Raw genomic sequence first — 11,984 nt, forward strand, 5'->3', positions numbered from 1 at the left:
CCAAAGACAATAGCCTTTTGCACCAGGCACCCGTGTTTTTTGGTCAATTGCCCGTAAAAACAAATGGGCGGCCCTGTAAAAGCCGCCCATTTATTAAACTATTCAATAATTTCAACAGTTTGACAGTGCTCTAGCGAATGTCGTATCCACGCTCTTCGTGCAGCGCAATATCCAGGCCTTCTGTCTCCTGATCTTCGCTGACACGCAAGCCCAGCAGCGCATCCACCACTTTCAGCAGTATCCAGGACACCACAGCGGTATAACCAAAGGTCGCCACGATCCCGATTGCTTGCACTTTCAACTGCGATCCGATGGTGGCGTTATCTCCACCAAAGCCCAAACCGCTGAATACACCCAGCTCGGTAGAACAGAACACACCCACCAGGAACGTGCCCAGTATGCCGCCAACACCGTGCACCGGGAACACATCCAAAGAATCATCGATCTTCAAACGTTGCTTAACAAACATGGTGGCGTAGAAACAGATCACACCCGCACACAAACCAATCACCAGCGCCGCCGCAGGGCCAACCGAGCCGGATGCTGGGGTAATCGTACCCAAACCGGCAACCATACCGGTCACAATACCCAATACCGAGGGCTTGCCATGACGCACCCACTCACACGCCATCCAGGCTAACGAACCGGCTGCAGCAGAGATATGGGTTACCAGCAACGCCATAGCCGCATTACCATTGGCCGCCAACGCACTGCCGGCATTAAAACCAAACCAGCCCACCCACAGCATACCGGCACCGGTAACGGTCATGGTCATGTTATGAGGCATCATAACCGTGGTGGGAAACCCTCTGCGAGGGCCCATCACCAACGCCGCCACCAGCGCTGCAACCGCGGCAGTGATGTGAACCACAGAACCACCGGCAAAGTCTAAAAAGCCCATCTCGGCCAGCCAGCCACCGCCCCACACCCAATGACACACCGGCGCATACACCAGTAACAGCCAGGCGGAACTGAACAACAACATAGACGAAAAACGCATACGCTCAGCAAACGCACCCACAATCAAAGCCGGGGTAATAATGGCGAAGGTCATTTGAAACGCAGCAAACAGAACGGCAGGGATATCACCATTAAGGCTATCAACCGTCATGGCGGCAAACAGCACGTTACCAAAGTCACCGATAAAGGCACCCTGCTCATCCAGCGAACCAAATGCCATGGTGTAGCCCACCACAAACCACAGAATTGACATCAGGCAAGTCAGCGTAAAGCACTGCATCAGCACCGACAGCACGTTTTTTGAACGCACCAACCCACCGTAGAACAGCGATAAACCTGGAATGGTCATAAACAGTACCAACGCAGTGGCCGTGAGGATCCACGCCGTGTTGGCACCACTGAGATCATCAGCGAAGGATAATGAAGGAATAGATAGAAACAGCGACGCAAGCAAGGCCCGCTGCAGGTTGCCTTTACCAAACATTAAATTACACCCCTTGAAGGTAGATAGTTATAAATTGGCCTTTGTTAAACAAATTTACCGGTCGCAGAAATGCGCTACAGTGCATCTTCCCCCTGCTCGCCGGTACGAATGCGCACGACTTGTTCCAACTCTGAAACGAAGATCTTGCCATCTCCGATCTTGCTGGTATTGGCTGCTTTAGCGATTGCTTCGGTAACAACATCAACTAGATTGTCATTAACCGCCAACTGCAGTTTAAACTTGGGCACAAAGTCGATTACGTACTCTGCTCCCCGATATAGCTCGGTATGACCCTTCTGACGGCCAAAACCCTTTACTTCTTCCAGTGTCATCCCGGAAATTCCCATTTCCGTTAACACTTCACGTACATCATCTAACTTAAAAGGCTTGATGATTGCCGTAATCATTTTCATAATTGCCGCCCCAAAATTCTGTGGCTCGAGACACAGTGGTGGATTCTCGGATTTATTATTGGTCTATTGTGGTGCTACTGCACCATAAAAGAGCATGCAGAATGTGGGCCATCTGGATATTTCTATATATATCAATATGTTAGGAATTTTCAGGATAGAGCTTTCACGAAAAACGCACTTATGAAGCGCACCGCGGACCATTTGCGCACCGTTATAGAGCATTCCCTGACACCTCCAAAGGGGTATAAGGGGTACAAGAGGTGATTACCCTTAGTTGACTTGAATCAACAACATAAGGGCGATCACTCCTATAATGCAGACTGCTATTTTTGATGATGGCACTTTCTGCTCTCGTGAGAGAAACCGTAGTAACCGTGTGTGTTCAATCACTCAACACAGGAATGACACTCAATGAGTAATACTCCAGCTGCAACGCCGCAATACGATTATGGTGTCGTTAAGCAATTTTCGGTCATGACCGTTGTCTGGGGCATCGTGGGGATGGCTGTCGGCGTGTTTATCGCTGCCCAGCTCGCCTTCCCGGCCTTGAACTTTGATCTACCCTGGCTGACGTACAGTCGCCTGCGCCCCCTTCATACCAATGCAGTTATTTTCGCATTCGGTGGCTGCGCGCTGATGGCAACGTCCTTCTATGTGGTTCAACGCACTTGCCAAACCGGCCTCTTCGCTCCGGGGTTGGCCAAGTTTGTGTTCTGGGGATGGCAGCTTGTCATAGTGTTGGCGGCAGTAACGTTGCCCCTGGGTATATCCTCAGCAAAAGAATACGCCGAGCTGGAATGGCCCATCGACATTCTGATCGCCGTTGTTTGGGTAGCCTACGCCGTCGTGTTTTTCGGCACGATTACCAAACGCACAACTTCGCATATTTATGTGGCTAACTGGTTCTATGGTGCGTTCATCATCACCGTAGCCCTGCTGCACATCGTAAACAGCATGGCGATTCCGGTCACGTTAACCAAGTCCTACTCCGTGTACGCGGGTGCCATGGACGCCATGATCCAGTGGTGGTACGGCCACAACGCGGTTGGCTTCTTCCTGACGGCAGGCTTCCTGGGCATGATGTACTACTTTGTACCCAAGCAAGCAGGACGCCCTGTGTACTCTTATCGTCTGTCGATCGTACATTTCTGGGCACTGATCTCCATTTACATGTGGGCTGGCCCTCACCACCTGCATTACACCGCGCTGCCTGATTGGGCACAGTCCATCGGCATGGTGTTCTCTCTGGTTCTGCTTGCACCATCCTGGGGCGGCATGATCAACGGTATCATGACTCTTTCCGGCGCATGGGAAAAACTGCGGGATGATCCGGTTATCCGCTTCCTGATTGTGGCACTGTCATTCTATGGGATGTCTACGTTTGAAGGCCCCATGATGTCCATCAAGACAGTAAATGCGCTGTCTCACTACACTGACTGGACCATCGGCCACGTACACTCAGGTGCTCTGGGCTGGGTTGCCATGATCTCCATTGGCTCTATTTATGCTCTGATTCCCTGGTTGTATGGCAAAAAAGAAATGCACAATGTCGGCCTGGTTAACACCCATTTCTGGCTGGCCACTATCGGTACTGTTCTGTACATCGCCTCCATGTGGGTTGCCGGTATTTCTCAAGGCCTGATGTGGCGTGCAGTGAACGACGACGGCACCCTGACCTACACCTTCGTAGAAGCCCTGAAAGCAACCTACCCCTACTACGTAGTGCGCATGATTGGCGGCTTGGTGTTCTTGTCCGGCATGTTCCTGATGGCATACAACGTCTTCAAGACCATGAATTCCCCTGCCGCTTCTGGCAACACTGCTGCACAGCCAGCTTAAGGAGTAGAGAAGATGGCTAAGACACATGAAATAGTCGAAAAGAACGTTGGCTTGATGATCATCCTGACGCTGGTAGCGGTGAGCTTCGGTGGCCTGGTTGAGATCGTTCCCCTGTTCTTCCAAAAACAGACCACTCAGCCCATAGAAGGCCTGAAGCCCTGGACTGCACTGCAGCTGGAAGGCCGCGACGTATATATCCGTGAGGGTTGCAACACCTGCCACTCACAGATGATTCGCCCGTTCCGTGCTGAAACCGAGCGCTACGGTCATTACAGCGTTGCCGGTGAACACGTCTATGAGCATCCCTTCCTGTGGGGCTCCAAGCGTACCGGCCCTGATCTGGCTCGCGTTGGTCAACGTTACAGTGATCAGTGGCATTACGATCACCTGATGGATCCCCGTGATGTGGTTCCCGAATCCAATATGCCCGGTTTCCCCTGGCTGGACGAGAACATCCTCACCGGCGACATCACCGGTGCCAAGATGGAAGCGCTGCGTGCTGTAGGCGTGCCGTACACCGATGCAGACATTGCGGGTGCCAAAGCGGCGGTTGAAGGCAAGAAAGAAATGGACGCGCTCATCGCGTACTTGCAGGGATTGGGTACGTTCCTCAGTGTGAAGAGGTAACCCATATGGATATCAATACTTGGCGCGGCATCGCAACAGTATTGGCATTCGTCGCCTTTATCGGTGTGTGCTGGTGGACATTCAGCGCACGCCGCAAGAAAGGTTTTGATGATGCAGCCAATCTGCCGTTTGCAGACGACGCCAACCACGAGAACACCCTCAAGCACGAAAAAGGGCATGGAGATTAAAGAATGACTGGTATTGATTTTACACAAGGCTGGGTGAATGGTTGGATCATAACCATCGTCCTGATCAATCTGCTGGGTTGCCTGTGGCTGCTCTGGTGGACGCGCAAGCGCCCCGAAGACCCAATTAAAGACGGCGAATCCATGGGCCACTCTTTTGATGGCATCGAAGAACTGAACAACCCCCTGCCCCACTGGTGGTTGAATCTGTTCTATATCACCATTATTTTTGCGTTCATCTACCTCACGCTCTATCCCGGCTGGGGTGATGCCAAAGGCGTATTGGGGTGGACCTCAGTAAGCCAGTGGGAAACTGAAGTAGAGAAAGCAGAAAACCGCTATGACCGTTTGTTCGAAGAGTATGCCCAGATCCCAATGGAACAACTGGCTACCAACGATGAAGTCATAAAAACCGGCCAGCGTTTGTTTGGTAACAACTGCGCCATCTGTCACGGTTCCGATGCTCGCGGCAACAAGGGCTACCCCAACCTGACCGACAGCGACTGGCTGTATGGTGGGTCTCCTGAAAAAATCAAAGAGACTCTCAACAACGGACGCAGCGGCATGATGCCTGCTCTGGGCGCAGCCCTGGGTGAAGAAGGCGTGAAAAATGTCGTGGCCTATGTGCTGAGCCTGAGCGGACGTACCGGTGCCGGTAACGCCGAAGCCGGTAAAGAAAAGTTCAACATGATGTGTGCGGCCTGCCACGGCCCCGATGCCAAAGGCAATCACATGCTGGGCGCGCCCAACCTGACCGACAACATCTGGTTATACGGTGGAACCGAGGCCATCATCACAGAAACCATCAACGGCGGACGCCAAGGCAAAATGCCTGTGTTTAAAGATAAACTGACCCCAGCAAAGATTCACGTTCTGGCGGCCTATGTTTATAGCTTAAGCAAGTAAGTTTGACTAAAATCGGGGCGCGCCACCCTCAGGTGCGCGCCCTTTTTATCATCAGCACGCTGTAGAGCAGGTGAAGAGATGTCAACGCCCGATAAGATTGCAGTGAAAGAAATCAACCCGCAGGATAGCGGCGATCTATATAAAAAACGGGAAAAGATATATCAGCGACACCTCTCAGGATTTTTCCAAAACATTCGGATTGTTACGATCTGGATTACCTTGGGCGTCTACTTTCTAGGCCCTTGGCTGTCATGGGATAGCCGTCAGGCGGTCCTGTTCGATCTACCCGAGCGCAAATTTTACATATTCTGGTTTACCTTCTGGCCACAGGATTTCCTCTACCTATCCTGGCTGTTAATCATTGCCGCTTTTGCCCTGTTTTTCTTCACCGTACTGGCCGGCCGGGTCTGGTGTGGTTATACCTGTCCGCAAACGGTATGGACAACGTTCTTTATGTGGATAGAACACATCACAGAGGGCGACCGCCACCAGCGCATCAAACTGGATGCGCAGCCCATGTCCACCAAGAAATTCGTTAAAAAATTCATGAAACACAGCCTGTGGTTGGCGCTCTCCTTCTGGACAGCGTTTACCTTCGTAGGCTACTTCGCCCCGGTGCGCGAGCTGTGGTTTGACCTGTTCTACCTGAACGTGTCCGGCTGGGCACTGTTCTGGATGTTCTTTTTCACTGTAGCCACATACACCAACGCCGGCTGGCTGAGAGAGCAAGTATGCATGTACATGTGCCCATACGCTCGCTTCCAGAGCGTTATGTTCGATCGCGACACGCTCATAGTGACCTACGATGAAGCTCGCGGTGAGCCCCGTGGAGCCCGTAAAAAAACTGCCAACCCGGATGAAATGGGATTGGGCTCCTGCATCAACTGTCAGATGTGCGTACAAGTCTGCCCCACTGGCATTGATATCCGCAACGGTCTGCAATACGAATGCATCGGCTGTGCAGCCTGTATCGACGCCTGCGACTCCATAATGGATCAGATGAACTACCCCCGTGGATTGATTAAGTATTCCACCGAGAACGCCATCGAAGGCAAGCCCATACATATCTTACGGCCAAGGCTGATTGGTTATGGCGTTGTACTGGGTCTGATGATCATCACCTTCCTGTCCACGGTGTATTCCCGCGTGCCGCTGGAACTGGACATCATCCGGGATCGCAATGCGCTCTATCGCGAAACCTGGCAAGGTACCGTTGAAAACACTTACACGCTGAAGATCATGAACAAAACTCAGGCCGCCCAGGACTACCACATTGATGTTTCCGGCCTGGACAACATCATCCCCCATATACCCAAAGAAGTAAGTACTTTGGCGGGAGAACTGTTAACCTTAGTGGTGACTCTGGAAATGAAACCGGAGGACATCAAGCAACGCAACTCCACCGTGTATTTCACGGTGAAATCCGCCAGCGATCCATCACAGGAAGTGACCGAAGAAAGCCGATTCCTGAGCCCTCGCAACTAACTATCTGTAGTGGAATATGTGGTGCATGCAATGACACAAATCGAATCCAAACCCTGGTACCGCCAATTTTGGCCCTGGTTCCTGATCGCCATTCCATCCAGCTCTGTTGTAATGGGTGTAGTGATGATCAACTTGGCCATGAGTGGCAACGACAGCCTGGTACGAAAAGACTGGTATAAGGATGGCATGGCCATCAACCAGCGCATGGAAAAACGCCTTAAAGCCAAACAAATGGGCATCAAGGCAGCCCTGACGCTGGATCAGCAGACCGGTGACCTGTTTGTGGATGCCGACAACATTGATGTGCGCACCGAAACTGAACTGACCTTGCAGTTGATCCACCCGACCCTGGAAAAAAACGACCGCACCTTGCAGCTCTATTTGGCCCCCAATGACCGCTACTACGCCAAGTTGGATTTTGAGCCCAAAGGCATGTACTACCTTCTGCTGACAACCGCCTCCGAAACCTGGGAAATAGAAAGCAGCGTCAACTTCAGCAACCCACTCAAGCGGCAGGAACTCGTTCCCAGCAGCTGATGGCGGACCAATCTTGTTTTCATTGCGGGCTGCCAGTTGCATGCGGCGACAGCATCAGCGTCACCATTCTAGGGCAGCCCCGCCCCGTGTGCTGTCCGGGCTGTCAGTCTGTGGCCCAGACCATTGTCGATATCGGCATGGAATCCTATTACCAGCACCGCCAGCAGTGCCCACCGGGTGCGTCACCGGCCAGCGAGCTGGTTCCAGACTTTCTCGAAGGTCTCAATAATTGGGATGATCCTGCACTACAGGAAACCCTTGTTCACCAGCTTCCAGAAGGGCATCGCGAGATCAGCCTGTTGCTGAGCGGCATTACATGCGCCGCCTGTGTATGGCTAATTGAACGGCATTTGAGCCAAACACCCGGTATCACGCAAGCCAAGGTCAACATGGGCAGCCACTTGGCCGTAGTCACCTGGGATCCGCAGCAAACCAGCCTGAGCAGCATCATCAAAGCCATTGCCCATGTGGGCTACAAGGCAGAACCCTACACCCCGGTACAGCAAGAGCAAAACATCAAACAAGAAAACAAGCAGGCTCTTACCCGCATCGGCGTTGCTGGTCTGGGGGCCATGCAGGTCATGACCTACGCCGTCAGTTTATACATGGGTGCGTTTGAAGGCATGGAACCGGCCCATGAGCAGTTCCTGCGCTGGGTAAGCGCGTTGGTGTGCACACCGGTATTCTTCTATTCCGGCATGCCGTTCCTGACAGCAGCAGCCCGCAGTTTACGCAACCGACATCTTTCCATGGATGTTCCTGTTGCCATAGCGCTGTGCTTCGCCTATTTCGCCAGTGTCTGGGCTACCCTTACCGATGGCCCGGAGGTGTACTTCGACTCTGTCTGCATGTTTGTCTTCTTCCTGTTGGTGGGGCGTTATCTCGAAATGCGCGCTCGCCATCGCTCCCAGAGCACCTCCATCCGGCTCTCACATTCCCAAATGCAAACTGCACGCAAGCTCGATACCGCGGGCAATCCCTCACTCATACCGGCTGAGAAATTACAGCCCGGCGATCGAGTGCTGGTCAAGGCAGGCGAAACCATTCCCGGTGATGGCCACATACTGTCCGGCGCAAGCTCCGTAAATGAAGCCATGCTCACCGGCGAGCACCTCCCGGTCAACAAAATCATTGGCAGCCCGGTGACCGGCGGCACCCTCAACGTGGATCAACCGCTCACCATTGAAATCAGCACCAACCCCAAAGACAGCACACTTTCCACTCTCAAGCGCCTGCTGGAACGGGCCGAAGCCGACAAACCGGCCACCTATCTGCTGGCGGACAAGATCGCCTCCTACTTCGTGCTGGCTGTATTGATCACCTCGGCCAGCGTATACACCTTCTGGTGGCATTATCGGCCCGAGGACGCGTTTTGGATCATGCTCTCGGTACTGGTGGTGACCTGCCCTTGTGCGTTATCCCTGGCAACCCCCACCGCTATCACCGCCGCCACTGCAAAATTAGCCCAGATGGGCTTTCTGGCAACCCGCGCCTATACCATCGAAGGCCTACGTCATATCAATCATGTGGTATTCGATAAAACCGGCACCCTCACCATGGGGGAATTTGAACTGGCCGAGGTGATCCCTCTCACACCTGAGTTCAGTCGGGATCAGGCGCTGGCGCTGGCCTGCAACCTTGAAGCAGTATCGGAGCACCCTATCGCCCGCGCCTTTCATAACCAAAAACAGAATCTGGAAAGCACTCTAGTGGGCACCCTCACCGATCTGGTTATCGTTCCCAATCAGGGGGTGCAAGGCACGTACAGTCAAAGTGCCACAGAGCAGCAACGGCTGCGCATAGGGAAAGCAGAATTCGCCTTGCCAGAAGGCTCAGTGTTAACGCCCCCCGAAACCAGCGGCCAGTGGATACTGCTGGCCAATCAAACCACCGCCATCGCATGGTTTAAAGTAGAAGACACGCTGCGGCCAGATGCAAAGCAGCTCGTGGGTTACCTGAAACAGTCCGGCCACCAATGTCACATTCTAAGCGGTGACAGCAGTGGCCACGCCGAAGCCATAGGGCTCCTACTGGGCATCGATTCCGTCATCAGCAATGCCAATCCCCAGGACAAACTGAGCTATATCCAAACCCTGCAACAAAACCACGGCCGAGTGCTCATGTTGGGCGACGGCCTCAACGACGCGCCGGTGCTTGCCGGTGCCGACGTATCTATCGCTGTCGCCGGCGCGTCTGACCTGGCAAAAATAGCAGCCGACGGCATTCTGCTGAGTCAGAGCCTGAAACCGCTCTACCAGAGCATGGCGCTGGTCAACAAAACCTACCGCATTATTCGACAGAACCTCACTTGGGCCATACTCTATAACCTGATTGCCTTGCCTCTGGCGGCCGCCGGTTTTATTCCACCCTGGGCCAGTGCCTTGGGTATGTCGGCCAGCTCATTGCTGGTAGTGGTGAACGCCTTGCGCCTAAACAGAAATCAGGAAGCCGCGTAATGGACATAATCTATCTGCTGATCCCATTGGCACTGGTGCTGCTGGTCGTCGCGATATCCGCTTTCTTTTGGGCAGTGCGAACAGATCAATTCGATGACCTGGATCGCGAGGCCAGCCGCATCTTGTTTGATGAAGATACGCCATCAGGCAAACCCCAGCCCGAGCCCAAGCAGCAGGACTAGAATGGATTTCAGTCACGACCTTATCGCAGCCTTTGCAGTCGGCTTTATGGGAAGCCTGCACTGCATCGGCATGTGCGGCGGGATCAGCAGCGCGCTGTCCACCGCTTTACAACCCCAACATGGCAATCCCATGTTACGCCTGTTTGGTTATCAACTGCTGTACAGCATCGGTCGAATCAGCGCCTATGCAACAGCAGGTGCTGTTATCGGTTTTGCCGGTTCAGCCTTGTATAACCAACTGCCTGCACACGGCCCTTCTTTGCTGCGGATTTTCGCAGGCATTATGATGATACTGCTTGGATTTTACTTGAGCGGCTGGTGGAAAATACTCAACCAGCTGGAACGGGCTGGCACCCGGATCTGGAAACGCATCGCCCCCACGACCCGGCGCTTCATCCCGGTGGATCGTCCCTACAAAGCATTGGTGCTGGGCTTTCTGTGGGGCTGGCTGCCGTGCGGACTGGTATACAGTGCCCTTGCCTGGTCACTGGGCGCCGGGGGGGCTGAACGGGGGGCGTTACTGATGCTGTATTTCGGACTCGGCACCCTCCCCGCCATGATCAGTATCGGTGCTTTTAGCCACATCCTGTCCGACTTTGCCCGCGCCAGCACAACGCGAGCCTTTGCAGCCCTTATGCTGATGGGGTTTGGTGTGTGGACCATCGTATCCCAGCTGAGCCATTGATTTGTCAGCAAATTAGCTTTAGTTTCAAGCTATGATTCCAGCGTCGACCGAAAACTTTACCTGCATACTGCCTTGGCGCAGCCGCAACCACTTCACTTTACTGGTGAATGGCGATCAATTCTTTCACCGAATCTTTGAGTCGATCTCTGCCGCCACCAGCGCCGTGGATATAGAAATGTACCTGATGGAATCAGGTGCAATCTGTAACCAGCTAATCGAGACCCTGCTGGAAGCCCGCAAACGTGATGTGTACGTACGCCTGCTATTGGATCATGTGGGATCACACAACCTAAAGCATCAAGATCGACAAAAATTACGCGCCGCCGGCGTGGATCTACGTTTTTTCAATCGTATTAAGCGCAGCAAACGGCTGCGTAATTTTTCCCGCGATCACCGCAAAATAGTGCTGGTGGACTGCGCCATCGCGTTTACTGGCGGAGCGGGTATTACCGATAACTTCTCCCCCACCCATGCAGGAAAGGCTGCGTGGCATGACACCATGGTGGAGATCACCGGGGAACTGGTACACGATTGGCAACTGCTGTTCGAACGCACCTGGCTGCATTACGATTCCGTTCATGAAGAGGAAATGCGCGCCAAGCTGAGACTCGCGTTCAGTCGCGATCATAGCTCCCCCCTGATGAATCGTAACTTACCCCAGGCACGCGTTGTGGCCAGCCGGGGCCTGGGCAACAAACCCATCATTGGCTCGCTGATCAGTGAAATAAATAAAGCCACTATACAAGCATGGGTTTGCACTGCCTATTTCTACCCGTCGCGCAAGCTGCTGAAGGCGCTGACCAAGGCGGCCGAACGGGGCGTTGATGTCCGCCTGATACTGCCGGGCTATAAAACCGATCACCCCAGCGTTCGTTACGCAGGCCGATCCTGGTACCGGGAGCTGCTGGAACATCAGGTACGCATCCTTGAATACCAGCCCAGCTTCCTGCACCTGAAAGCCGCACTAACCGATGACTGGGTTACCATAGGTTCCTGTAATTTTGATCGCTGGAATCTACACTGGAACCTGGAAGCCAACCTGGAAGCACTGGATCCGCAACTGCATCAGCAAATCACCCGCCTGCTCGAACACGATCAAGATCAGTGCATAGAAATCACATTAGAACGCTGGAAAGTCCGCGGCTGGCATGAAAAAATAAAAGAACGATTCTGGAAATGGGTTGCCATGTTTTTAGCCCGCCTCCCCAATGATTGACAGCTTAAG

Annotated in this window: 12 protein-coding genes; 10 read left to right on the forward strand and 2 right to left on the reverse strand. The window is 53.3% G+C overall.

Annotated elements, in window-relative coordinates:
- Window positions 1-130: 130 nt before the first annotated feature.
- Together Kalk_RS02885 and Kalk_RS02890 are read right to left on the reverse strand one after the other, a co-directional pair.
- Window positions 131-1,444, reverse strand: coding sequence for an ammonium transporter (locus tag Kalk_RS02885; RefSeq protein ID WP_101892772.1), 1,314 nt, complete (start codon window positions 1,442-1,444; stop codon window positions 131-133).
- A 74-nt stretch (window positions 1,445-1,518) separates the two neighbouring features.
- Entirely contained in the window at window positions 1,519-1,857 is a 339-nt protein-coding gene (locus tag Kalk_RS02890; protein WP_101892773.1) for a P-II family nitrogen regulator, read from the reverse strand.
- A 411-nt stretch (window positions 1,858-2,268) separates the two neighbouring features.
- On the opposite strand from Kalk_RS02890, the gene ccoN reads away from it, so the two are divergent.
- The 10 genes from ccoN to Kalk_RS02940 all read left to right on the forward strand — a co-directional run bounded on the left by ccoN (window position 2,269) and on the right by Kalk_RS02940 (window position 11,975).
- Entirely contained in the window at window positions 2,269-3,696 is a 1,428-nt protein-coding gene (gene ccoN / locus Kalk_RS02895; protein ID WP_101892774.1) for a cytochrome-c oxidase, cbb3-type subunit I, read from the forward strand.
- Between the two features lie 12 nt (window positions 3,697-3,708).
- Window positions 3,709-4,323 carry a cytochrome-c oxidase, cbb3-type subunit II gene (gene ccoO / locus Kalk_RS02900; protein ID WP_101892775.1) on the forward strand — a complete coding sequence of 205 codons (615 nt, stop codon included), beginning with the start codon at window positions 3,709-3,711 and terminating at the stop codon, window positions 4,321-4,323.
- Window positions 4,324-4,328: 5 nt separating this feature from the next.
- Complete coding sequence (locus tag Kalk_RS02905; RefSeq protein ID WP_101892776.1) at window positions 4,329-4,511, forward strand: cbb3-type cytochrome oxidase subunit 3; 183 nt, start codon at window positions 4,329-4,331, stop codon at window positions 4,509-4,511.
- Between the two features lie 3 nt (window positions 4,512-4,514).
- Window positions 4,515-5,414: a cytochrome-c oxidase, cbb3-type subunit III gene (ccoP, locus tag Kalk_RS02910; RefSeq protein ID WP_101892777.1), complete on the forward strand. Its 900-nt coding sequence runs from the start codon at window positions 4,515-4,517 to the stop codon at window positions 5,412-5,414.
- A gap of 78 nt (window positions 5,415-5,492) precedes the next feature.
- Entirely contained in the window at window positions 5,493-6,899 is a 1,407-nt protein-coding gene (gene ccoG / locus Kalk_RS02915; protein ID WP_101892778.1) for a cytochrome c oxidase accessory protein CcoG, read from the forward strand.
- Window positions 6,900-6,929: 30 nt separating this feature from the next.
- The gene (locus Kalk_RS02920; protein ID WP_101892779.1) at window positions 6,930-7,436 is read left to right on the forward strand and encodes a FixH family protein; all 507 of its coding nucleotides are present in this window, start codon (window positions 6,930-6,932) and stop codon (window positions 7,434-7,436) included.
- The gene (locus Kalk_RS02925; RefSeq protein WP_101892780.1) at window positions 7,436-9,892 is read left to right on the forward strand and encodes a heavy metal translocating P-type ATPase; all 2,457 of its coding nucleotides are present in this window, start codon (window positions 7,436-7,438) and stop codon (window positions 9,890-9,892) included. Before Kalk_RS02920 ends, Kalk_RS02925 begins: the two co-directional genes overlap by 1 nt.
- Window positions 9,892-10,074 carry a cbb3-type cytochrome oxidase assembly protein CcoS gene (gene ccoS / locus Kalk_RS02930; protein WP_101892781.1) on the forward strand — a complete coding sequence of 61 codons (183 nt, stop codon included), beginning with the start codon at window positions 9,892-9,894 and terminating at the stop codon, window positions 10,072-10,074. Before Kalk_RS02925 ends, ccoS begins: the two co-directional genes overlap by 1 nt.
- Before the next feature lies 1 nt (window position 10,075).
- Complete coding sequence (locus Kalk_RS02935) at window positions 10,076-10,759, forward strand: sulfite exporter TauE/SafE family protein (RefSeq protein ID WP_158643278.1); 684 nt, start codon at window positions 10,076-10,078, stop codon at window positions 10,757-10,759.
- A 31-nt stretch (window positions 10,760-10,790) separates the two neighbouring features.
- Window positions 10,791-11,975 carry a phospholipase D-like domain-containing protein gene (locus tag Kalk_RS02940; protein ID WP_101892783.1) on the forward strand — a complete coding sequence of 395 codons (1,185 nt, stop codon included), beginning with the start codon at window positions 10,791-10,793 and terminating at the stop codon, window positions 11,973-11,975.
- Window positions 11,976-11,984 lie beyond the last annotated feature (9 nt).

Origin of the sequence: Ketobacter alkanivorans, from assembly GCF_002863865.1 — a bacterium.
In the GTDB taxonomy this organism is placed as follows: Bacteria; Pseudomonadota; Gammaproteobacteria; order Pseudomonadales; family Ketobacteraceae; genus Ketobacter; species Ketobacter alkanivorans.